Source organism: Polyangium jinanense, assembly GCF_028435265.1.
Classification (GTDB): domain Bacteria; phylum Myxococcota_A; class Polyangia; order Polyangiales; family Polyangiaceae; genus Polyangium; species Polyangium jinanense.
In genome coordinates this window covers 65,446-89,277 of record NZ_JAGTJK010000019.1, presented here as the reverse complement: position 1 = coordinate 89,277, position 23,832 = coordinate 65,446, and the positions used below count along the sequence as shown (strand labels likewise).

Below are 23,832 nucleotides of genomic sequence, written 5' to 3'. Positions count from 1 at the left end.
CGCGAAACAAGCGCATCTCCTGCCCGGGTCTTACCACGTCTCGGGCGATGCTTGGATCCAAAGGCCCGGGCAGCTCGTTCGTGTCGCCCGCGAAACCATGCCTGCCCCGAGGCGCGCACGTTGCTATAGGGAGAACGTGCTCTCCGGTCGCGCGCTCGCTCTCGTGGTGCTTGCCTGGTCGCTGTTCAAGGTCCTCGTCGGGAGGCTGTTCGGGCGGAAGACGGGCCTCCCGCTGTTCCACGAGAACTACGACGCCGACGGCCTGCCGGCGCTCGACCCGTCGGAGCGCGAGCGCGTCGCGAGTTTTTCGCGGTGTATCGCGTGCGGGCGTTGCGACGTGGGCGAGGCGGATCGCATCGCGGCCTCGAACGGGGAGTACCCCGGGCTCATGACGATCGTGCTCTCGTCGTCGCGCAGCATGCCGGACTACGACGCCGCGGCACGCTCGCTCGCGCACGTGCCGATGGAGGTGCTCGCGCAGAAGGAAGAGATCTGCCCGACACGCGTGCCCTTCGTCGAACTCGCTCGGTTCGTGCGATCGAAGGCCGGCGCAAAGCAGCTCCCGGCGCCGAGCGTCATGGCCCGGGCGGCCACGGAAGACGCGGAGGCAGCACCGGCAGAGCGCGAGCATCCTCCGGCGACGGCTCCGACGTAGGATTTGCTTTTCGCCCCCAGCATGTCGGGATAGACGGGAGATACGGCCGCGCCTCGGGCGCGCCTCCCGATCATGCTGGTTCGACGTCTCTTTCCTGGGCTCGCGCTCGCAGCGCTCCTCGGCCTGTCCACGGGTTGCGGCGGCGGCGCGGAAACGGCGGGGCGAGGCGCGGTGACGCCGGATGCGGCGTCCGCGGGCGGAGCCGGGGCGGGGCGTGAAGAGCGCGGCAAGGCGAGTTATTACGCGGACAAGTTGAAGGGGCGGCCAACCGCGAGCGGCGAGCCATACGAGCCGACCGAGCTCACGGCCGCGCACAAGACGCTGCCGTTCGGCGCGATCGTGCGGGTCGAGCGCGAGGGACGTTCGGTCGAGGTGCGGATCAACGATCGGGGTCCTCACGTGCGAGGGCGGATCATCGATCTGTCGCGGCGCGCGGCCGAGGCGCTAGGGATCGTGCGGATGGGCGTCGCCGACGTGGTGCTGCGCGTGGTGTCGATGCCGCCGCCGAAGACAGCGGCGAAGAAGAAGAAGCGTCGCTGATACAGGCATCGCCTGCCGTTGCGCCGGGGTTTCACCCCGGACCCGACCAGGGGTTGTCCACCCCTGGACCCGGACCAGCGCAAGCGCTGGACTCGGGGTCGATGAACTGCGCGATGCGCAGTTCATCGAACGGTCGCCGTCAAGAGGCCCGTCATCCTGCCGAACACGTGCCCTCTGCCGTCGACGGCGCGTGTTCGGCGGCGCAACGGATGCCTCCGGCCGGCGACCGCCGGAGGGACGTTGCCCGCCCTCCTGACGTTGGCCTCGGCGCTGGCTGATCGTCCCCTGCGACAAGGCACATCAACGGCCGACGGTCCGTGTTCGGCTGCTCGACAAGGCTCGTCGGCCGCCTCCGACCCGTGTCTTCGGGCTCGACCTTCCCCGGGGAACACGCCTCGCCACTTGTCCGGCGGCGAGATACTTGCCCTGTCGCGCCGACGAGCCTTGTTCGGCTTCGCGACCGAGGTCCGGCGACGGTGACGTGGCATGTCGCGGAGCAGAACAGACGAGGACGAGGGCCGATGTCGCCTGTCAGCGCTGCGACTTTGGTCTTGGTCGGCAGAATCGCCCTTGGTCTTGCCACGGCCTGTTCGATGAACTGCGCGTTGCGCAGTTCATCGACCCCGGGTCCAGCCCCTGGCTGGTCCGGGTCCAGGGGCGGACAGCCCCTGGTGGGGCCTGGGGCAACGCCCCAGCGCTACGCCGCCCCGAGAGCCCCTCTCACACGAGCCGGAGCCGCGGGCCGGTGGAGAACGCGGCGATGTGGCCGCTCTCTTCGACGACGTAGACGTCGCAACGCTCGTCCACGCGGAAGAGATCGGGCACGAGATCGGCCGGGACGCGGCCGAGGAGTTTTCCATCGCGAGGACGCACGACGAAGAGCTCGCTCTGCGGGACGAAGAGCGCGCCCGAGCGGAGCATCGGCTCGAGCCTTCGCGGCCTGTCGCCCTCGGCGCCGCCGAAGACGTGACGGTAACGCGTCGCGCCGTCCTTCGCGTCGATGGCCACGAGCTCGCCGCCCTCGCTGTTGAGGATGACGGTGCCGTCGACGACGAGGCACGAGGCCGCTGAGGCGCAGGCGACGATGTCGAAGCGCGGGGCGCCTGTGGCGCGATCGAAGCCGACGAGACCCGTGCCGCGGCGGCCGTGCGTCTGGATGACGACCGTGTCCGGCGCGAGCAGGGGCGCGCCGAGTGGGCGCGTCTCGGCGGGAAGATCGATGCTCCAGCGCGCGGCGCCGGACCAGGGATCGATGTGGTGCAGGCGCGCGCTGCCGCGATCGACGAACGCGCCGTCGCCGCTCACCGCGAAGAGCGCGTCGTGATCGACGGTGACGTGCGAGGCGAAGCGGCGGCGATCGCAGAACCGCCAGACGACCTCACCCGTGAGCACGTCGAGCGCGACGAGCGCGGACTCGCCCGAGGCCACGACGAGCAACTTGCCCGCGCGACGCACCCGGAACATGCCGCTCCTCCGCGACGCGTAGCGCCACCGCACCTCGCCGCCGTGCAGATCGATCGCGGCGAGGTGGCGCGCGCCTTCGTTGACGACGAGCATGCGCGGGAGGCCCTGCGTGCTCACGACGACGCCCGACGCGCTCGCGCCGGTGCGCGGCGTGAGGTTCGTGGTCCAGAGGACGTCGCCCGTCTGCAGGTCGTGCAGGTGGAGCGCGCCTTCCGCCTCCATGCGCGCGAGGCCGAGGGGCGTCATCACGCTCGCGGCGCGAGGCACGGGCCGCGTCCACGCGAGCTCGCCGGTGCGACGATCGATGCAGGAAAGCTCGCGCGTGGCGCCGACGACGAGCGCGTCGCCGCAGAGGAAGGTGGCGCGCAGGTCGATCGAGGGGATCGCGGCGAACCAGCGCGGGGTGTAACGCAGGCGGCTCGAGGCGAGGGTCTCGTCCTCGGGCGGAGCCGGCGGCTGGCGGAGGGACGCGGCGAAGGCGCGGTAGCCCTCGGGCGCGTCGTTGATCTTGGAGTCGTCGCGCGTGAGGTCGCGCATGCGCTCGCCGAGCTCGCGCACCTTCGTGCGGAACGCGGAGAGGCGGAGGTTCTGCGCCTGCGCGCGGTCGCGGCGCACGACGCTCCGCGCGAGGGCGCGGCCGAAGGCGACGACGCTCTGCACGAGCGCGCCCACGTCGACGGCGGGGAACGTCCACACGTGTCCACGCTCGTCGGCGCCGCGGCGCGGCATGCCGATCGTGAGCGAGGCGTGGCCCTCGCCCTGGATACGCACGGCGCAGATGGCGCCGCCGATGGTGAGGCGCCGGTAGTAGGGCCGGCCGAGCGCCCACGCCGAGAGCGCCTCGAGCGTGATCTCGACGAGCTGCTCCGCGAAGAGGAACACGAACACGTCGGGCAGCTCGCGCGCATGCTCGGCGACGATGACGCGCAGCTTGCCGCGGAAGAGGAGCGCGAAGAGATCGGCGCGTTGCACGGCCGTCTCCGCCGTGGCCGAAGGCACGGGCGTGCGCATGAGGATGTCGGCCGCGATGGTGATCGGCACGTCACCCGTCGGCTCGACCGCGACGACGGCGGGCTCGGGGAGGTCTTCCCCCGAACCGAAGGGCGCGCTCGCGGCGAGGTGCTCGCGGGCCGCGGCGATACGCGCGGCTTCGCCGTAGAGCTGCGACCGCGGCCCTTCGCCGTCGAGGGCGGCGAGCGAGGCGATGGCGCTCTGCTCCGAGCGGCCCGCGAGCGCGTCGAGCGCGCCGAGGATCCGCGTGGAGAGCGCGTCGCCGTCGACACGTCGCTCGTGGATCGCCACCTCGGGCTTCGAGCTCGTCTGCGCGAGGGAGACGAGCACGTCTCGTCCGGCGCGTTCGAGGCCGAGCTCCCAGGGCTCGCCGCAGAGGCTCACGCGGAGGGCGGCGCGGCGCCTGCGCGAAGCGCAGAGGTCCGCGACGGAATAAGCGAGGTCGATCACGAGCGAGGTCGCGTCTCGCTCGGGAAGGACGGTGGCGTCAGGGGCGCGATCGAGCACGAGGTCGAAGAGCGCGCGCAGCGCCGGGCTGTCGACCGAGGTGGTCGAGGCAGGCTGGATCTCGGGGCGTCGGGCAACGAGAGTGAGGCCGGTCATCCGTGGGCCGAATGCTAGAGAGGCTTCTGTCGCTTCCTAAGTTTTGTGCATCGATCGTCGCGGAGTGGACAAACCGATGGAGTGTCGCTAGGAGCCCGTCCGTGCCGGTTTTTTGGCCGCGCGCCCTTGGATTCGCCGCGCTCGGCGCGGTGCTCGCGCTCCTGCCGGCGCTCGTCCTGTACGGCTTCACGGTCGACGACGCGCTCATCCCCGCGCGCTACGCGACGCACATCGCACGTGGCCTCGGCTACCGCTGGAACATGCACGGGCCGATCACCGACGCCGTGACGCCGCTCGGGTTTCCTTACTTGCTCGCGCCGTTCGCCGCGCGTGGACCCCTCGACGCGCTCGCAGCCGCGAAGTTTCTTGGGCTGCTCGCATGGACAGCGGCGGCGGCGCTGCTCGCGGTCACGATCGATCGTGCCTCTTCGTCTCGCGCGCGCTGGTCCGCGCTCGTGATGTTGCCCGCGTCGGCGCCGCTCGCGGCCTGGAGCGTCGCAGGGCTCGAAACGGGCCTCGCGACGGCGCTCGTGTCGATCGCGGTGTGCCTCGTCGCGCTCGGGCGCCCCGGGGCGGGCGTGTTTCCGCTCGGGCTCGCAGCCGCGCTTCGGCCGGAGCTCTTGCCGTTCGTGCTCGTCGTCGCGATGACCCCGCCGCCGGGGGAGCCGATGCGCCTCGGACGCGCCGAGGTGGTTCGTGGGGCTCTCGCAGCGGCTCCTTTTTTTCTCGTCGTTGCGATCCGCCTCGCCGTGTTTGGTTGTCCCACGCCGCTCGCCGTGCTCGCCAAGCCCTCGGATCCCTCGCTCGGCGCGAAGTACGCCCTCGCGTGCTTCTTGCTCACGGGCCCGCTCGCGCTCGTCGCGCCGCGCGCGCTCCTGCGATCGACGGCATTCGTGCGCGGGCTCGTGCTCGCCGTCGCCGTGCACTTCGCCGCGGTCGCCGTCGCGGGCGGCGACTGGATGCCACTCTCGCGCCTCGTCGTCCCCGTGCTCCCCGCGGTGATCCTCGCCGCTGCGCATCTTGCCTCCGTCGCGGACGCGCGCGTGACGGCGGCGCGCGTCGCGCTCGCGCTCGCGGGCGAGCTCTTCGTCATGATCAAGATCGGCCCCGTGGCCGCGCGTGTCGGGGCGGCTCGGACCGCGCTCGTGCGTGAGCTCGGTCCCGCGCTCGAAGGCGCTCGTGTCGTGGCTTCGCTCGACGCCGGCTGGGTCGGCGCGGCGACCGAGGCGAGCATCGTGGATCTCGCGGGGCTCACGGATCCGGCGATCGCAGCCTTGCCCGGCGGGCACACGACGAAGCGCATCGCGCCGGCGATGCTCGACGCGCGTGGCGTGGATACGCTCGTCCTCCTGCTCGCGCCGGGCGCGCGGGTCGAGACGCCGTGGACGGCTTCGATCTTCGATCGCGGCGTCGAGGCGCGGATCGCGAGTTTCCCGGAAATGGCCGCGAACTTCGTGGTGACCGCGGAGAGCCGCGTGCCCGGCTTGCCGTACGTGGTGCTGCGCCTTCGGGCCGACGCGGCGAGGGACGTCAGGGGCGAAGCCCCTTGATCCGAGGCCACGGCCGGCCTTTGATGCGGCCATGGCGCGGCTCGTCGAAAGCCTCTCGAACTTCTTCGGACGGGTCGAAATCCTGGCCCGCGGCCTCGAAAACGAGCGCCGCGCCGCAGAGCTCTCGCTCGCGCGGGGCCGTCCGCTCGAAGCGCGTGACCTCGCGCGGACGATCCTCGCGAGCGTGCCCGGCTCGCCGCTCGGGCTCGCGCTTTGGGCGGACGCTGCCGAGGATGCGGGCCTCGATCACGAGGCTGCCGAGGCGCTCGCGGAACTCGCCACGCTCGTCCCCTGGCGCGCCGACGTGTGGCTCCGGCTCGGTCAGGCGCGAGCGCGCATGGGCGACGTGCGTGCCTCCGAGGCGCTCGAGCGCGCCGCCGACGCGCCCGAGGAACGCGAGGCCGCGCGGCTCGCGCTGCTCGACCTGTGTGATCGTGACCTCTGGGCCAGCGATCCGGCGCGGGCCGGCCGCTGGCTCGATCGTATCGGCACGTCGCTCGCGGTGGCCGCGACGACCGGGACCGAGCTGCCTGCAGCGCCCGATCGCGAGGTTGCGCTGCGACGCGCCGAGTGCGCGCTCGCGCTCGGTGACGTGAACGCGGCTGCGCGGTATGCGCCCGTCATCGACCCCGAGCGAATCGACGGCCGCGGCGCGCTCGTCCGCGCGCGGCTCGCGTTCGCCGCAGGGCAGTGGTCGACCGCGCTCGAGCTCGGCCTGCGCGCCTGCATCCTCGACGCGTCAGGCTCCGCGGAGCTGCTCTCTGCGCTCATCGCAGGCTGCCGCGACGTCGTACTCGTCGATCGTGCGCGACGCGTGGTGACGGCGGCGGGCCTCATCGAGGAGCCCGCGTGGGCCGCGGCGTTCGCGTTCGCCGAGGGCCGGCGGGCCGACGCGCGCGCCGCGCTTTCACGAGGCCTCTCCGCCGGGCACGCGGGCGCCGCCGCCGCGCTGCTCCGGCTCGCCACCGAGACGCGGGATCTCGACGCGCTGCATGCGCTCGCCGCGCGTGATCCGGGCCGCCTGCCCGAGGACCTGGGCACGCTTCGCGAGGGCGCCGTGCTCGCGGCCGAGGGACGTCATCGCGCGGCCCTCGCCAAGCTCGAGCGCGTATCAGGCGAGGCAGCGGCGTGGGCGGCCGAGATCGCGAGCGGCATCATCCGGAGCTGGGTCCCGGGCGATGGCATCGCCTCCTGGCCCGACTTGCTCGACGAGCTCGGCCGCTCCGCGCGCGCGCTCGAGCGGCTCGACGTCGTCACGGGCGTCGAGGCGATCGCCGTCGAGCGCGAGCGTCCGCTGCGTGTCGCCGTGGTGGGCGAGTTCAACGCCGGCAAGAGCACCTTCCTGAACGCGCTCCTCGGCGAGGACGTCGCGCCGACGGGCGTCTTGCCCACGACCGCGACGCTGCACTGGGTCGCGTGGGCGCCGGATCCTTTCGCGCGGATCGTGGTGCGCGGCGCGCCCGATCGCGTCGTACCGCACGCCGGCTTGAAGGCTGCATTGAAGAGCCTCGCGGGCAGCGGCGAGCGGGTCGAGCGGGTCTTCATCTACGCGCCGATCGAGCGACTCAAGCGCGTGGAGATCCTCGACACGCCGGGCTTCAACGCGCCCGATCCCGATCACATCGCGGCGGCGCGGCAGGCCTTCGACGAGGCGCACGTCGCCGTCTGGCTGCTCGACGCGAGCGGACCGATGAAGGAGAGCGAGCGGCGCGTGCTCTCCGAGATCAAAGGCCTCGGCGTGCCCGTGCAGATCCTCGTCAACAAGGCCGATCGCCTCTCGCCCGACGAGCTCGCACATGTCCTCGTGCATGTGCAGAAGAGCCTCGAAGAGACGGGGATCGGCTCCTACGCGGCTCCGCTCGCGTTCTCCGCGCGGCTCTCCTTGAAGGGCAAGCTCGGCGACGCGGCCGCGCTCGAAGCTTCGGGATGGGCGGGCGTCGAGGCGCTCTTCGCCGAGCGGATCGTCGATCGCTCGGCGGAACTGCGCGAGCGCGCCCTCCGCCGCAGGGCGCTTCGTATCGCGCGCGAGCTCGCGTCGGTCGCGGCCGCGCGCGCCGCGGAGGATCGGGCGAAGATCCAGGAGGCGCGCGCGATGCACGAGGTGCTCCTCGCGTCCGCGGCCAAGCTTCGCCACGATCGACGCACGATCGCGGCCTCGATCGAAAAAGGGCTCGAGCATGCGCGGCGCGTGCTCGCCGCGGATCTGCGCCCCCTCGGCGATCTCGCGGACGAGCGAAAGCGCACCGATCCGGGGCTCGAGGCCTATGTCGAAGAGCGCTTCGTTTCCAGGCTCACGGACCCCTTGGTACACGAGATCGCGCAGCACGCCGGCGTCGCGGTACCGCCCGCGGCCGCGGCCTCCGTGCGCGCCGCGCTCATGGGCGCGGTGGCTGCGCTGGAGAGGCCTGCCGAGCGTGTCGATCAGCCGCTCGGGCGCGTGATCGAAGCTGCGATCGTGGCCTTCGCGGCGGCGCTCGTGGCCGCGACGGAGGTGGGCCTGCCTGCGGCGCCGTTCGCGCTTATCGAGCAGCGTGCGGCGATGGTGGAGCGCGCACTCTCCGCAAAGACGTGAGCGGCCCGGCCCGGAAAAACACTTTGGAGGCTCGCGGGCCGCGTATTTCGTACCCCGCTCGTCTGCACGCGGGTATCATCGCGCCCAAGAATTTTGCGGGATCGAGGCAAGATCATGGATTTGTCGTTTGGCGGAAGCAGTGACACGCAGAAGCGAAATTCGTATCGGCGCGGCCTCCTCGGCGGGCTCGCGCTCGCGCTCGGTATCGTCGCGATCACGCCCTCCTGCTCCGTCATCGTCGACACGGGCACGAAGCAGTGCGAGGTGAACACCGACTGCCCGAACGGCATGAAGTGCGAGGCAGGTGTCTGCGTCGGCGGCGGCGACGTTCTCTGCGCGAAGACGAGCGACTGCGGCTCGCTCGGCCAGGATCAGTTCTGCCGCAAGGGGCCTGGTGATGCGTCCGGCGTTTGCAGGTCGCTGCTGTCCCCCGAGTGTCAGGTCGTCGAAGGGGATCCGACGGCCGACAACGTCTTCCTGATCGGCTCGATTCACCCGACCACGGCGACGGGCTTCGACGGCGAGATCGGCGTGTCGATGGAGAACAGCATCCGGCTCGCGGTCCGGGACATGAAGCAGAACGTCGGCGGTCTGCCGCCGGTCGGGGAAGGGGCCACGCGCCCCGTCGCGATGATCGGCTGCACCGATGCGGGCGAGGGCAGCGTGAGCGTCAAGGCGGCCAAGCACCTCATCGACAACCTCGGCGTCCAGGCCATCATCGGCGGCGCCTTCAGCGGCGTCGCGATCCAGACGGCCAACGAGGCGACGGTCCCAGGGGGCGCGCTGTTCATCAGCGCGTCCGCCACGGGCATCGCGTTGACGGACCTCTCCGACAAGCCCGCGGGCGCGACGGCCGGGCTCGTGTGGCGCACCGTCCCTTCGGACATCTTCCAGGCGAACGCGATCGTGCAGTACGTGCCGAAGCTCGAGGAGCGGATCCGCATGGAACTCGGGCTGATGGATGAGCAGATCAAGCTCGCGCTCGTCCACAAGGGGGACGCATACGGCCAGGGCCTCCGAACCGCCCTCCAGACGACGCTGACCTTCAACGACAAGCCCGCGCTCGACAACGGCGAGAACTTCCTCATCGTCGACTACGGCGATCCTGACGGCACGACCAAGTACCCCGAGACGCTCGAAGCGGTGAAGAACCACGGCTCGCACATCGTCCTGCTCATCGGGACGGGCGAGGCGGTGTCGTCGCTGTATGGCCCCATCGAGATCGGGTGGAACAGCGCGCTCGGGTACAAGCCGCGGTACGTTTTCTCCGACTCGAACTACAACACCGGCGCGCTCGCGGGTGCCATCGACGTCGGGGCGGATGCCGCGGCCAAGGCCGACTGGCGCAGGCGCACCACGGGCGTCGTGCCCGGTCCGCAGAACACCGACCAGAACTACCAGCTCTTCGTGAACCTGTACGGGACGACGTTCGGGACCGAGAACGGCGACCCCTCGATCCTCGGCGCAGCGAGCGCGTATGACGCCGCCTACTTGCTGTTCTACAGCGCGTCGACGATCGCCGACGGCGTCATCACGGGCCGGAAACTCGCCGCGGGGATGACGAAGATGTCGAAAGCGGATCCTCCCGGGGACGAGATCAACTCCGGCCCGACCAAGCTCAGCGATACGATGAAGAAGCTCATGTTGGGCGAATACAAGTCCATCGATTACAACGGCGCCTTCGGCCCGCTCGACTTCGACCCCGAGACGAATGATCCCGTGGCGAACATCCAGGTGTTCTGCCTGTCCGACGATGGAACCGGCAAGACCAAGGAGCAGCTCTCAGGCCTGTACTACGAAGCTGACTCGCATTCGCTCAAGGGCTTGTTCACCGACGCCTGCAAGTAAAGCGGCTCGCTGAAACGAACGAAACGCCGTCCTCCGGGGCGGCGTTTTCGTTTCGAATGCGCTTGCAATGTGCGGACACGAAAAAGGCCGCGGTGCTCTCGGGCGCCGCGGCCTTCGTTTTGGGGCGGGGAAGGGGGCTAGAAGCTGCCCTTGAGCGTAAAACCCGTCGGCGAAACACCGACGTCGACGCGCTTGATCAAGCCCGTCTTCGGTTGCTCCTTCGCGGGCGCGGGATCACGCACGGTGAAGTAGAGCGTCACGGCGCCCGCCACGACGGCGGCACCCGTGAAAATGTCGCTGACGAGCGCGAGGGTTGCCGTGGAGCTCGAGGCCTCGTCGAGCTGCGTCTTCGTCGCGCCCGAGTCGGGCTTGCGCAGATCCGCGAGCTCGCCGTTCTTCGAGAGCGCGAGCACGCCTGTGGCGACCGCGCCGATCGCGAGCGCGCCCGTCACGCCCCAGCCGGCCCACGGGACCGACTTCGGCGGCGGGGGAGGCGGGGTCACGGGCGCGCTGTTCGTCGCCGGCGCTGTTGGCGTCGCCGAGGCCGTGGGGAGCGCCGTGGGCGTGGTTCCCGTCTCGGACGGCCTTGCGATCTCTTGCAGATCGAGCGTCACCTTCTCCGAGTCGAAGCTCGCCACCTCGATGGTCCGCGACGCGCTCGTCCGGCCTTCTTTCGTCGCCACGATCCGGTGGCGACCCGGGTTCACGAGCAGCGGCTTCGCGAAGGGCGACTTGCCGACGGGCACGTCGTCGATCGTCACGTCCGCGTCCGGGACGCTCGTCACGATCTCCACGCGCGCCACGCGGGTGCGCAGCTTCTCGATGTCCTTGTCCACGTCGGCGCGGCGCTTCGCGTCGATGTTCGCGCCGCCCTCGGCCAGGTATTTCTCGAACGAGACGAGCGCGTTCGCGTAGTCCTGGAGCTGGAAGTAGACGTTCCCGATGTTGTAGAGGACGTTGTAATTCGGGGCGAGCTCGTTCGCGCGCCGGAACTCGATGAGCGCGGCGCGGTAGTCACCTTCGCCGAACAGCTCGATGCCGCGCTTGAAGCGCCGCGACGCTTCCTCCTTGGCTTCTTTCGAGGGTTCGGCTTTCGCCGGGGCCGGCGCCGCGGCCGGGCCCGCGGGCTGCTGGGCCGAGACGGCGAGGGGAATGACGGGGAGCGAGAGGGCGACCGCGAGGGCGATACGTCGGGATGTCTTCATCACTGATACGGGTTGTTCGGGTCGACGGTGCGGTTCGTCTTCTTGGTGCCGCCGGTCTTCATCGGATCCTCGGCGGTCGTGGTCGGCTGCGGGACGAAGATGACCTTGGTCTTTTCCTTCGAGGTGTCCGTGGGTTGCGGCGTCGCCAGCGGCGCCGCGGCCTGCTGCTCGAGGACCATCTCGATCGTGCGGTCCTTGTCGAACGTCACGTCGCGGCTGCGCGTGGTGAAACCCGAAGCCTCGGCCTTGATGATATGCGTCTTGTCCTCGCGGGGGAACTTGCCGACGAAGGGGTTCGTCGCGAGCTCCTTGCCGTCGAGGAAGATCTTCGCGTTCGGCGGCGTGACCGTGATCGTCACCTCGATGTCACCCGCGACCGGCGCGGCCGTCGCCTGCGTCGGCGGTGCAGGCGGGGGCTTTTGCGTCATGAACCAGACGCCCGCGCCGATCGCGGCGACCGCGATGAGTGCGACCGCGCCGAGCACCCCACGCTTCGGGCCTGCGGCCGTCTGCGCGCCCGTGTTCGTCGCGGACGCCGTCGAGGCCGTGAGCGAGGTCGGCGACGACACGCCGTTCGTGCGGCGCGTGCCGGGCGACGAGAGATCCTGGCTCGACATCGCCTCGCGCGCGCCCGTCCGATCGACGGACATCGGGCCCGACGCCGACGTGCCGTCGAGGTGCGGGAGGTTGATCGACTGGAACTCCGTCGTCGCCAGCGACTTCGCGGCCTTGAGCTGGGCCTCGACGATCTGCTTGATCTTCGAGCGGTTCTCCTCGAAGTGCTTCGCGACGAGCTTGCCGACCTCGCGTAGCGAGGTCTTGTCGCCCATCTGATCCAGGAGCTCTTCGAGCGCGGCCGCGAGATCCGTCGAGGTCGCATAACGATCCTCGCGACGCAGCGCGAGCGCCTTCATCACGATCTTCTCGAGGCCCTCGGGCACGTCGGGATCGACCGAGCGAGGCGAGGGGATGTCGCCGTTGATCAGGCGATGCAGGACCGTCAGATCCGGGATGCCTTTCCAGAGGCGCCGGCCCGTCGCGGCTTCCCAGAGCATCACGCCCGCGGAGAAGATGTCCGCGCGCCGATCCACACGCTCGCCGCGCGCTTGCTCGGGCGCCATGTACGCGACTTTGCCCTTCACCACGCCGAGGCGCGTCTCGGCCGACGAGTTCATCGCCTTCGCGATGCCGAAGTCGACGACCTTGACCTGACCTTCGTACGTGACGAACACGTTGTGCGGCGTGACGTCGCGGTGCACGACGTTGAGCGGCGTGCCATCGAAATCCGTGAGCTCGTGCGCGTGATTCAGGCCCGAGAGCATGTCGACGATGATGCGCAGGTGCATCGCGAGCGTGAGCCCGCCGTCCCGGCCGATCCGGTGCAGGACGCGGTTCAGCGGCTGCCCTTCGAGGTACTCCATCGCGATGAAGTACCGATCGCCCTCCTGACCGACCTCGTTCGTCTGCACGACGTTCGGGTGCGACAGACGCGCCGCGAGCCGTGCTTCATCGAGGAACATGCCGAGGAACTCGGGATCCGTCGCGAGTTGCGGGCGGATCTGCTTGATCACGCAGAGCTTGTTGAACCCTGCAGGTCCCTGCACGACGGCCAGATAGACCTCGGCCATACCGCCATGGCCGAGCTCGGCGATGAGCCTGTATTTGCCGAGGGTATTGGCCTCGGGCCCCTTCGTGACGCTGGACCCCTCCATGGTCGACATTCACCTCGCTGGAGAGCCGGATCGGATCTGGGCGTGCGTGCTCCAGTACGCACCCCCACGTCAAAGCATGGTACCGAAGAGTGCCCCTAGAGCGCAATCGATGCGAGTTTTCGGTGCGCAAAAAAAAACGGGCTCACGGTTCGCACCGGAAGCGTGGATCCAGGCTCGCGCGTCACGTGGTGGCGCAGGGTACATCGAGCTCCGCAAAGGACCGAAAGGGAGGTCCTCGCGCGGCGTGGCTCGCCGTCCGAGGCTGTCCGGGGGGCGGTTGACGGAGGGCCCCGAGGTCGGGCACCGTGGCTCTCGTCGCATCGACGGGAGGCGCGCATGACGACCAGGGCCGGTGTCGGTTTCTCGAACGAATCGTCCTCGACCGACGCAGGGACGGCGGCCGCGCAAGAGGCGCTGCGCACGCTCGGCGGAGGGGAAGCCGACATCGTCTTCGTCTTCGCGTCGACGAACCACGACTACGGCAAGCTCCTGCCCGCCATCCGCAAGATCACCGGCCCCGTGCCGCTCGTCGGGTGTTCCACCGCGGGCGAGTTCACGCACGCCCACGTCGGACACGGCTCAGTGGCCGTGATGGCCGTCAAGAGCGACGTGATCCGGTTCCGCGTGGGCTTCGGCCGCGGGCTCAAGAGCGCGCGCCAGAGCGCGACGACCGAGGCGCTCCGATCGTTCGCCGCCGAGCACCGCGCCGCGCGTACGGCCGGCTTTGGGCACGCGACGTGTATCGTGCTGAGCGACGGGCTCGCGGGGCAAGGCGAGGACATCGTCGAGTCCGTCCACGCGGGCGCAGGGATGCTCGCGCAGGTCGTCGGCGGCGCCGCGGCGGACGACGCGGCGTTCGCCCGGACCGACGTGTTCCTCGACGATCGGCACTACACGGACGCGATCGTCGTGGTGTCCGCGTTCTCGAGAACGCCGATCGGCATCGGCGTGCGGCACGGCCTGTCGCCCGCGTGTCCGAGCATGATCGTGACGCGCGCCGTGAACAACGTGATCCACGAGATCGACGGCCGCCCGGCTCTCCTCGCCTACGAACGTTTCGCGGCGGATAGCCGCGAGCCGTTCACGGAGGCGAACCGCGACGCGTTCATGATCACGCACGAGCTCGGCATGCTGACGTCGAGCGGCGAGTACAAGATCCGGGCGCCGCTCAAGGCGACCGAGGAAGGCGCGATCGTGATGGCCTCCGAGGTGCCGGTGGGCGCGAGCGTCACGATCATGCGCGGCAGCGAGGAGAAGCTCGTCTCGGCGGCGGAGCACGCCGCCCGCAGCGCCCTCGCGAACCTCGCGGGGGGTCGGCCGGGCGCGGTGCTGGTCTTCGACTGCATTTGCCGCCGGATCTTCCTCGGCGAGCAGTACAAGCGTCAGGTCGCCGCGTTCCGCTCGGTCGTGGGTCAGGACGTGCCGTTGATCGGCTGGGAGACGTACGGCGAAATCGCGCTCACGCCCGGCCAGCAGTCCGGCTGGCACAACTCGACCTCGGTCGTCGCGATCTTGCCCGACTGAGGCAGACGATCCCGGTTGAAAAACGGTCCGACCGAGCCGAAGCTGAGAAGCGGAGACCAAGTGGCTGACAAGACGGATTCGAACGAGCAGAAAGAACGCGATCCCGCGGCCCGCCGCGCGGTCACGCGGCGCAAGATCGACGTCTACCTCGATCGCATCGTCAACGACGTCGAGGCCATCGCGCGAGGCGATGACGGGCGCGAGCTCTCGGCCCCGCCCGCGGACGAGCCTCGCGCGGCCCGCCTGCACGCGGCGCTCTCTTCGCTCGTCGAGTCGAACCGGAAGGCCGGCCGCGGGATCGTCGCGGCGACGCGCTTTCGCACGCTGGGCCAGCAGGTCGCGGGCACGCTGGCGGAGCTGCTCGCGAGCACGCGTCAGCAGGCCGCGAGCGGCAGCCAGCAGGCCGGGATGGTCAACGACATCACGACGACCATCGAGGAGCTCAACGAGGTCGGGATCCAGAACGTCGAGAAGGCCGAAGGGATCATCCAGATCGCCGAGCAATCGGAGCAGATCTCGCAGGACGGCCAGCGCGACGTCGTCGCCGCCATCGAGGGCATCGACCGGCTGCGCCAGCAGGTCGAGCTCATCGCGGCCAAGATCCTCGACCTGACCGAGCGCACGCAGCAGATCGGCGAGATCATCAGCAGCGTCAACGAGATCGCCGAGCAGAGCAAGCTGCTCGCCCTGAACGCCTCGATCGAAGCGGCGAAGGCCGGCGAGCACGGGCGCGGCTTCGCGGTCGTCGCGCTTGAGATCCGCACGCTCGCCGAGCAGTCGAAGCAAGCGACGCAGCAGGTGCGCTCGATCCTCGGCGAGATCCAGAAGGCGAGCCACAGCGCCGCGATGGTCACCGAGGAGGGCTCGAAGGCCGCGACGGAGGGTAGCTCGAAGGTGCGCCGCATCGGCGAGCGCCTCGGGCAGCTTGTCTACGTCATCAACCAAACGACGCGCGCGGCTCGGCAGATCACGGGCGCGATGCGGCAGCAGAGCCTCGGGCTCGAGCAGATCGCCCAGGGCATGAAGCAGATCAACATGGCCACGCAGGAGACGAAGATCAGCGTGGAGCAAGCCGAGATCGCGCTCGATCGGCTGGCCCGATTGACGGAGCCGATCCGGTCCCACGACCACGGCACGGAGGCTTGAGCTTGGACGGCGGGGTGACGAACCTCGTCCTCACGCGGATGGGCGGCCGCCCGTGCGCGATCCCGTGCGAGCACGTGGTCGAGATCATTCCGCGTGTGCAGCTCGATCACGTGCCCGACGCGCCGCCCGAGGTGCTCGGCGTGATCAACCTCCGCGGCCGCGTGGTGCCCGTGATCGATCTGCGCGGGCGGCTCTCGCAAGTGAAGCCGCTGCCGTTCTATCAGCACCTCGTGATCGTACGGGCCGCGAAGGGAAAACTCCTCGGGCTCGCGGTCGACGAGGTCCGGGACGTGGTGACCGTGCAGGAGGACGCGATCGAGAAGCCGGGCGATATCGCCGGCGTACGTTCGCCGGGCGTCGTGCGTATCGAGGACGACCTCGTGCTCGTGCTCGGTCCGGAGGACGCCTACCATGGCTCGAGCTGAGGCCCGGCGCGCCCCGGATCCGGGGGTTGTGCGGCGCCTCGGCGAGCTCTTGCGCGCGCGGACGCGGCTGCAGATGCGCCCGCGCAACATGGAGATCATCGAGCGCGTGGCCGAGCGTCGTGCGGCCGAGCGTGGCGCCCCCGTGGGCGCGTACCTCGAGCACGTGATCCTTTCGCACGACACGGCCGAGCTCGAGTCGTTCATCGCGGAGATCACGGTCGGCGAGACCCACTTCTTCCGCGGCCCTCCGCAATTCGAAGCGCTTCGCAACGAGATCGTCCCGTCGCTCCTCCACAAGCGGCGCAAGGAGCGCGTGCTGACGGCGCTCTCGGCTGGCTGCGCCACGGGCGAAGAGGCCTACTCGCTCGCGATCGTGCTTCGCGAGGCCGCGATGAACGACGGCTTCCGCGTCGAGGTCACGGGCATCGACCTCAACCCGCGCGCCTTGCAGAAGGCCGAATCCGCGCGGTACTCGGCGTGGTCGCTGCGCGACGTGCCCGAGGTCGTGCGCCGCATGTATTTCCGCACCGAAGGCGAGACCTGGCACCTCTCCGAGGACGTGCGCCGCCTCGTGCGTTTCCGCCGCTTCGGGCTCACCGAAGGCCCGCTCGTGAACGTCTTTCCGAAGGGCTTCGATCTCATCCTCTGCCAGAACGTTCTTTACTACCTGGAGCCCGAAGCGCGGCCCGAGGTGATCGCCTCGCTCGCGGCCGCGCTCGCACCGGGCGGCATCTTGATGTTCGGCCCCGTGGACCACGCCGGTGACGTGCCCGGGTGTCGAGCGGTGCACGTCGGCGAGGTCGTGGTGCACGAGCGGTTCGGGCCCGTGAGCGTGCCGCCTTCCTCGCCGCGCGGCCGCAGGTACGCGCGCCTCTCGATCCCTCCTGTGCCCTTGCCCGAGCTGCGCATGGAGGCCGCGGCCGCGCCTCCGGTCGCCCCCGCGGCGCCGCCGCCCCCGTCGCCCGAGCCTGCGCCTGAGGTTCCGGCCCCGGCCGCGGCGCCTTCGCTCGCGAGCGCCTTCGCACACGCCGACGCGGGGAACCTCGAAAACGCCCTCGCCGAGCTCGAAGCGCTCCTCGAAGAGGAACCCGAGGAGCCGCGGGCGCACTTGCTGGAAGGGCTCCTCTTGGTCGAGCTCGGCGGCTTCGAAGCAGCGCTCGACGCCTTCCGCCGCTGCGTGTACCTCGATCCGTCGATGATGCTCGCGCACGCGGGCGCGGCCGTCGCGGGCCTCCGCCTCGGCCGCCCCGATCTCGTCGAACGCCATGCTGCACGCCTGCGCGCCCTCACGGTCGCGCGTGGGAAGGGCGTCGACGCGCCGATCGAAGGATGGGACGGCATGACCGTGGGCCGGCTGCTCCGGCTGTTTCGAGACACCGAGATTCAATGAGCGCCCGGGAAGAGAGCGTCTACGAGAAGCTGCGCACCTCGCTCGCCGAGCTCGAGGAGAAGTTGCGCGAAGGCAAGAGCGGCGAACGCGAGGTCCATCCGCGCATCCTCGCCGAACGTACGCGCCGCATCGCGCGCGAGCCGACGCGCCTCGATCGCGCGCCCGACTCCATCAGCTGCATCGTCTTCGAGCGAAGCGGCCGGCGCTACGCGGTGCAGCTCGAGTCCGTCGACGAGGTCGGCCCGATGAGCCGGATCACGCGTGTCCCCGGCGTGCCTGATTATTTCCTCGGCGTCGCGGCACGTCGCGGCCGCATCGTCGCCGTCGTCGATCTGCCGCTGCTCTTCACGCCCGATGCGCGCGCCGAGACGTCCGCCGAGCACCTCGTCATGGCGTCGAATGCGGAGGTCGTCTGCGCGGTGGCGGCGGACGCGCTCCACAATATCATCGAGGTCAACCGCCGCACGATCGCCAAGGCCATGCCTACGTTTCCCCCGCTGGTCCAGCGTCACACGCTGGGCGTGCTCGAGGATCGCACCGTCGTCCTCGATCTCGGATCGCTCCTCTCCGACCGCTCCTTGCGCGTCGAGGAGCGCGGCTAATGGCCCTCGACGACGCGGCGTTCGAGGCCCTCTGCGAGACCCTTCGCAACGAGGCCGTCGAGCAGGTCGAGCGCATCGGGACGGCCCTGCTCCTCGTGGAACGAGGCGCCGAGGGCAGCGCGCGCGAGCAGCTCATCGATGAGGCGTTCCGGCAGGCGCACAACATGAAAGGCGCCGCGAGCTCGCTCGGGTTCGCGCACACGGCGCGCCTCGCGCACGCGATCGAGTCGGTCCTCGCCTCGCTCCGCGCGATGGACTACGAGCGCACGCCCGAGGTCTTCGACACGCTGAACGCGGGCCTCTCGACCGTGCATCACGCGCTCCGCGTGGATCCGAACCCGGATCCGGATCCCGTCATCATGGAGGCGATCGAGGGGCTCGAAGCCGTGCTCCTCGCGTCGAAACCCTCGCCGGGCCTGCCTCTGCCGGCGCCGCCGCCTCCGCCCGTCGTGCGACCGGTCGATGGGATCACCGTCGCGACGCGATCCAGAAGCCCCCAGTCGATCCTGCGGCAGCACCGAGCCGCCGCCGAGCCCGCGGCGCCGTCGCGCAACGTGAGCGCGGGCTACAACGAGCCGAAGACGAAGCACAGCGAGCCGCCGCCGAACCCGCACGCGGGCGCGCCTCTCGTGTCCTCGCATTACGATGCCGCCCCGCTCCCTGCGGGTTTCGGTCCTCCGCCCATCGCGTTCAGTCCCCCCGCGATCGGCCCCTACGGACCACCGACGGGATACGTCGCGCGCGCGGAGATCGGGATCCCGGGCGGCGTCACGCCACCGCCGGCGCCCGTCGTCACGCCTGGCACCTCGGGCGGCGGCAACGCACCCGGCACCTCCGCGGGCTCGCCCGGCACCTCGGCCGGCGTTGCGGTGGCCGCGGCCCGCGCGAACGCTGCGGGCAGCGATCGCGGCCCGAACCCGACGGGGCAACTCCCGAAGATCCAGAACGCCCCTGCGCCGCTCCGCTCGAGCACCGAAGAGACGCTTCGCGTCTCCATGAAAAAACTCTCGGCGCTCATGGCGCAGGTCGGCGAGCTCCTCGCCGCGCGCGTGCGCACCGATCAGCGCCTCGCCGAGCTTCGTGCCGTCCTCTCCGCAGAAGAAGAGCGCCTCAAGGCGCAGACCGCGATCCGCGCGATGGTGCGCGACGAGGCGCCGGCGAAGCTCGAAGGCTGGTCCGAGCGTCTCGTCGAGGTCCAGAACGAGGACCTCGAGCACGAGCGGCTCCTCGTGCGCAGGCTGCGCGAGATCGTCCGCGCCTTCGAGGCCGACGCGCTCCAGTCGACGATCCTCTCGGGCCAGCTCCAGGAGGACATCCGCCGCATCCAGACCTTCCCGCTCGCGAGCGTGCTCGAACCGCTCCCGCGCGCGGTTCGCAACATGGCGCGCGAGGCCGGCAAGATGGTCGACCTCGTCATCACCGGCGCCGAGCTCGAGCTCGACAAGAAGGTCCTCGAAGAGCTCCGCGATCCGCTCTACCACCTCCTCCGCAACGCCATCGATCACGGCTGCGAGCACCCGGGCGCGCGCGCCGCCGCGGGCAAACCCTCGCGCGGCACGATCCGCATTCGTGCCGAGCATCGCGGCGACGTCGTCACCATCACGGTGAGCGACGACGGCCCCGGCGTGGACATTGCCGGTGTGCGCCGTGCGGCCATTGCGTCGGGCCTCTCGACCGCGCTCGAAGCGGCGGAGTTGCCCGAGCACCGCGTCCTCGAAATGCTCTTCGCGCCGGGCCTCACGACGCGCTCCGAGGTCGGCGAGCTCTCGGGTCGCGGCGTCGGACTCGACGCGGTTCGCACCAACATCGAGCGGCTCCATGGCACCGTCACGGTCGAGTCACGACAGGGCGTCGGGACTTCGTTCGTCATCGTCCTGCCGCTCACGATCTACGTCGTCCACTCGCTGCTCCTGCGTGTCGGTGAGGAGCAGTTCGCGATGCCGATCTCCTCGATCCAGCGCATTCTGCGCATCAGCGCCTCGGATGTGCTGGAGGTCGAGCGCACGCACGCGATCGTCGTCGATGGCCGCCCGATCGCGCTCGTCCCGCTGGCCACGCTCCTCGGTTTGCCTGTGGAGCTGCCCCCGCCGCCCGAGCGCATCCCGGTTTTGGTCATCGGCATCGGCGAGACCCGGTGCGCGCTTGCGGTCCGGGAGATCGTCAGTGATCAGACGGTCCTGGCGAAAAACCTCGAACCGCCGCTTGTTCGTGTACGGAACATCGCAGGTGCGACCATCCTTGGGGACGGCCGCGTCGTGTTGATGTTAAATCCCATCGATCTCCTCCGCTCGGCCTCCGGACGCGATGCCGACCGCTTCCGGGCGCTTTTGCCGAGGGTCGAAAACCGCCCCAAGCCGAGGCTCCTTTTGGTCGACGATTCTTTCACCACCCGTGCGCTGGAGCGATCGGTGCTCGAGGTCGCCGGCTTCGACGTCGTCGCGGTCGCAGACGGCAACGAAGCGCTCTCGGCGCTGGAGCTCGAGACCTTCGACATCGTCGTCAGCGACGTCTCGATGCCCGAGATGTCCGGACTCGAGCTTTGCTCGCAGATCCGGCAAAACGAACGGCTTCGGAGGCTCCCGGTCGTCCTGGTCACGTCGCTCGGGTCCGACGATGATCGCCGCGCTGGCCTCGCGGTCGGCGCAGACGCCTACATCGTCAAGAGCGAGTTCGATCACGAGGTCTTCGTGAAGACCGTGAACGAGCTCGTGGGGAGGGCTTGATGGCACGCGTTCTCATCGTCGACGACTCGGTCGTGATGCGCGACATCGTGCGCGCCCACCTCGCCGGACTCGCCCTCGAACTCGAGGTCGCGAGCAACGGGGAGGACGCGCTCACGCGCATGGGCACGTCGAGCCAGCCCTTCGACCTCGTCATCACCGACTACGCGATGCCCAACATGAACGGGCTCGAGCTCGCGCGTCGCGTGAAGGAGAGGGGAGGCACGCTCGCGCCGAAGGTCATCCTCATCAGCGCGAACAAGGAGCTCCGCGAGCGAGATCTTCTCGCCACGGGCTACATCGACGCCTTCTTCCCGAAGCCCGTCGACGGCTCGCAGCTCGCAGCGCGTGTCTCCACGATCCTCGCGCTCACCATCCCGAGCGCGCCGGTCGTTCCTTCGAGTCGCAGGGTGCGCCCCGTGATCCGCGTGGTCATCGCCGACGACACCGAGGTCGGCCGCACGCTGCTCGCGCGTGTCCTCAAGGCCGATCCCGAGATCGACGTCGTCGGCATGGCGCGCGATGGTCAGGGCGCCGTTGATCTCGCCGTGCGCGAGAACCCGCAGATCATCCTGCTCGACGCGATGATGCCCGGCCTCGACGGCGTCGCCGCCACCCGCCGCATCATGGCGCTCGCGCCGACACGCGTCGTCATCGTTTCCGATCAGCAAGGAAGCCGCCCCGCCGCGCAGATCTTCTCCGCGACCGAGGCTGGCGCGCTCGACGTGATCGCGCGGCCGAGCTGGGGTGATCCGATGGGCCCGCAGGCCGTCGCCTTGCGCGACAAGATCAAGATGCTCGCCGAGATCCCCGTGGTTCGTCGCTGGGCCGACGGACCACGCTCGGTGCGATCACGCCGCAGCAGCAGCCACCGCGCGCAGAACCGTGCCACCGTCGTCGGCATCTGCGCTTCGACCGGCGGCCCTGCGGCCATCGCCGCGATGTTGCCGGGCCTCGCCGCTGCCACCTCGTCCGTCCCGGTCCTGATCGTGCAGCACGTCCTCGCGGGCTTCGACGAGGCGCTCGCCGAGTGGCTCGCCGAGGTCACGCAGCTCCCCGTTCGCCTTGCCACGCACGGCATGCCTTTGCGTGCCGGCGTCATCGCGCTCGCGCCCGAAGGCAAGCATCTTGTCGCGCAATCGCCGCTCACGATCGGCGTCATCGAGGGCCCGCCCGTCGGCAACCATCGGCCCTCGGGCACGCCGCTCTTCGAGTCGCTCGCCCGGCATTTTGGTGACGGTGCTCTTGGCGTGATGCTCACCGGGATGGGCAACGATGGAGTCGAGGGACTGCGCGCAATCAAAGCGGCCGGCGGAAGTGTGCTCGTCCAGTCGCCGGATTCCTGCGTGGTGAGCGGCATGCCCGGAGCAGCGATTTCCCGTGGTTACGCGGATGCCGTTCTGTCCCTCGACGAACTCGGCCCCGAAATCGTCGAGCGCGTCCGTGCACCGGCGCGCTCGCGTCATTGAAGGAGCAAAGGAGCTGATATGGTTCCTCCGATGCAGGAGCCGGAGCTCCCGGAGCGGCTGGGGAAGTATCAAATCATCCGCAGGCTCGCCTATGGCGGCATGGCCGAGGTGCTCCTCGGCCGCCTCACGGGGACCGACGGCTTCATGAAAGAGGTCGTCGTCAAGCGGGTGCTTCCTCAGTACGCGTCGAACAACGAGTTCATCGCGATGTTCCGCGACGAGGCGCGCATCACGTCGCGCCTTCATCACGGCAACATCGTGCAGGTCGTCGAGTTCGCGGAGGAGGGCGGCCAGTACTACCTCGTGCTCGAGTACGTCGACGGCCCGAGCCTCGGCGCCACGCTCTACGAGCTCCGCAAGCGCGGCGAACGCCTCAGCATCCCCGAGGTCGCGCACATCGCGGTCGAGACCGCGCGCGGACTCGACTACGCGCACCACAAGCTCGGCGAGGACGGCCGCCCGCTCCTCATCGTCCATCGCGACGTGAGCCCCTCGAACATCCTCCTCTCGCGCGAGGGCGTCGTGAAGCTCGCGGACTTCGGCATCGCGCGCGCCCGCGAGCGCCTCTCGCCCACGCAGGGCGGCGCCGGCACGCTCAAGGGCAAATTCGCGTACATGGCGCCCGAGACCATCCTGCGCGGCCGCCTCGACGCGCGCTCGGATCTCTTCTCGTTCGGCGTGGTCCTCTTCGAGATGCTCACGGGTCGGAGTGCGTTCACCGGCGAGACCGAGGCGCACACGATCCAGCGCGTCACGACCGAGGACTTGCCCCCCGCGTCGAGCCAGAACCGCGCCGTCCCGCCCGAGTTCGACGAGATCGTCCATCGCCTGCTCGATCGCGACCCGGACAACCGGCCTTCACGCGGCCTCGAGATCGTCGACGCGATCGGCACGCTCCGCCTCCACACCTCGCCGCCGCCGAGCGAGCTGCTCATGGAGACGATCACACGCCTCTTCCCGATCCACCGCCACGAGGCGCGTGATCGGGCCACGGTTCGTCCGGCGAAACCGCGTGTCATCGTCGTCGACGAGTCGCGCACGCTCCGCGCGCTCGTGCGTGCGAGCCTCGGCCAGCGGTACAACGTCATCGAGGCCTCCACGGGCGACGAGGCGCGCTCCGCGATGCGTGGCGCCGTCCCCGACGCGGTGGTTTGTCAGCGGACGCTGCAGGGCATGTCGGGGCTCGAGCTCTGCCTTGTCATGCGCGAGAATCCGCGCCTCGCCGACGTCCCGTTCATCTTGCTCGCGTCCGACATCACGCCCGAGCTCGAAGCGGAGGCGCGGGTGATCGGCGTGCAAGCCGTCCTGCCGAAGCGCTTCGATCCACGTCAGCTCGAAGCTACGTTGCAGAAGATTCTCGAATCGTGACGGGAGCCGATCGTTCGGCCGCTCGTCA

Annotated in this window: 16 protein-coding genes; 13 read left to right on the top strand and 3 right to left on the bottom strand. The window is 69.9% G+C overall.

Features of this window, described 5'->3' with window-relative positions:
• Positions 1–136 precede the first annotated feature (136 nt).
• Both KEG38_RS29175 and KEG38_RS29170 read left to right on the top strand, forming a co-directional pair.
• Positions 137–655: a hypothetical protein gene (locus KEG38_RS29175; RefSeq protein ID WP_272423147.1), complete on the top strand. Its 519-nt coding sequence runs from the start codon at positions 137–139 to the stop codon at positions 653–655.
• Between the two features lie 72 nt (positions 656–727).
• Entirely contained in the window at positions 728–1,195 is a 468-nt protein-coding gene (locus KEG38_RS29170) for a septal ring lytic transglycosylase RlpA family protein (RefSeq protein ID WP_272423145.1), read from the top strand.
• 720 nt (positions 1,196–1,915) lie between these two features.
• Here KEG38_RS29170 and KEG38_RS29165 read toward each other — a convergent pair.
• Complete coding sequence (locus tag KEG38_RS29165; RefSeq protein WP_272423144.1) at positions 1,916–4,273, bottom strand: PQQ-binding-like beta-propeller repeat protein; 2,358 nt, start codon at positions 4,271–4,273, stop codon at positions 1,916–1,918.
• 101 nt (positions 4,274–4,374) lie between these two features.
• On the opposite strand from KEG38_RS29165, the gene KEG38_RS29160 reads away from it, so the two are divergent.
• From KEG38_RS29160 to KEG38_RS29150, 3 genes are all read left to right on the top strand, one after another.
• A complete protein-coding gene (locus tag KEG38_RS29160) occupies positions 4,375–5,823 on the top strand; it encodes a DUF8728 domain-containing protein (protein ID WP_272423142.1) in 1,449 nt (482 codons plus the stop codon).
• A gap of 31 nt (positions 5,824–5,854) precedes the next feature.
• On the top strand, positions 5,855–8,395 hold the full coding sequence (locus tag KEG38_RS29155) for a dynamin family protein (protein ID WP_272423141.1): 2,541 nt from the start codon (positions 5,855–5,857) through the stop codon (positions 8,393–8,395).
• A 114-nt stretch (positions 8,396–8,509) separates the two neighbouring features.
• Positions 8,510–10,243 (top strand): ABC transporter substrate-binding protein, encoded by a 1,734-nt coding sequence (locus tag KEG38_RS29150; RefSeq protein WP_272423139.1) that lies wholly within the window; start codon positions 8,510–8,512, stop codon positions 10,241–10,243.
• A gap of 137 nt (positions 10,244–10,380) precedes the next feature.
• Here the strand turns inward: KEG38_RS29150 and KEG38_RS29145 are convergent, their stop codons facing one another.
• Positions 10,381–11,448, bottom strand: a complete 1,068-nt coding sequence (locus tag KEG38_RS29145; RefSeq protein WP_272423138.1) for a PEGA domain-containing protein — start codon at positions 11,446–11,448, stop codon at positions 10,381–10,383.
• Entirely contained in the window at positions 11,448–13,160 is a 1,713-nt protein-coding gene (locus KEG38_RS29140; RefSeq protein ID WP_272423137.1) for a serine/threonine-protein kinase, read from the bottom strand. The genes KEG38_RS29145 and KEG38_RS29140 overlap by 1 nt, the downstream gene beginning before the upstream one ends.
• A gap of 336 nt (positions 13,161–13,496) precedes the next feature.
• On the opposite strand from KEG38_RS29140, the gene KEG38_RS29135 reads away from it, so the two are divergent.
• The 8 genes from KEG38_RS29135 to KEG38_RS29100 are packed head-to-tail and all read left to right on the top strand — an operon-like array spanning position 13,497 to position 23,804.
• Entirely contained in the window at positions 13,497–14,684 is a 1,188-nt protein-coding gene (locus tag KEG38_RS29135; protein WP_272423136.1) for an FIST signal transduction protein, read from the top strand.
• Between the two features lie 60 nt (positions 14,685–14,744).
• Complete coding sequence (locus tag KEG38_RS29130; RefSeq protein WP_272423135.1) at positions 14,745–15,830, top strand: methyl-accepting chemotaxis protein; 1,086 nt, start codon at positions 14,745–14,747, stop codon at positions 15,828–15,830.
• A 14-nt stretch (positions 15,831–15,844) separates the two neighbouring features.
• Complete coding sequence (locus tag KEG38_RS29125; protein ID WP_272423134.1) at positions 15,845–16,255, top strand: chemotaxis protein CheW; 411 nt, start codon at positions 15,845–15,847, stop codon at positions 16,253–16,255.
• Complete coding sequence (locus KEG38_RS29120) at positions 16,242–17,645, top strand: CheR family methyltransferase (protein WP_272423133.1); 1,404 nt, start codon at positions 16,242–16,244, stop codon at positions 17,643–17,645. Before KEG38_RS29125 ends, KEG38_RS29120 begins: the two co-directional genes overlap by 14 nt.
• On the top strand, positions 17,642–18,247 hold the full coding sequence (locus KEG38_RS29115) for a chemotaxis protein CheW (RefSeq protein ID WP_272423132.1): 606 nt from the start codon (positions 17,642–17,644) through the stop codon (positions 18,245–18,247). Before KEG38_RS29120 ends, KEG38_RS29115 begins: the two co-directional genes overlap by 4 nt.
• A complete protein-coding gene (locus KEG38_RS29110; protein WP_272423131.1) occupies positions 18,247–20,970 on the top strand; it encodes a response regulator in 2,724 nt (907 codons plus the stop codon). Before KEG38_RS29115 ends, KEG38_RS29110 begins: the two co-directional genes overlap by 1 nt.
• On the top strand, positions 20,970–22,436 hold the full coding sequence (locus KEG38_RS29105) for a chemotaxis protein CheB (protein ID WP_272423130.1): 1,467 nt from the start codon (positions 20,970–20,972) through the stop codon (positions 22,434–22,436). Before KEG38_RS29110 ends, KEG38_RS29105 begins: the two co-directional genes overlap by 1 nt.
• 18 nt (positions 22,437–22,454) lie before the next feature.
• Entirely contained in the window at positions 22,455–23,804 is a 1,350-nt protein-coding gene (locus tag KEG38_RS29100; protein ID WP_272423129.1) for a serine/threonine-protein kinase, read from the top strand.
• Positions 23,805–23,832: the final 28 nt, after the last annotated feature.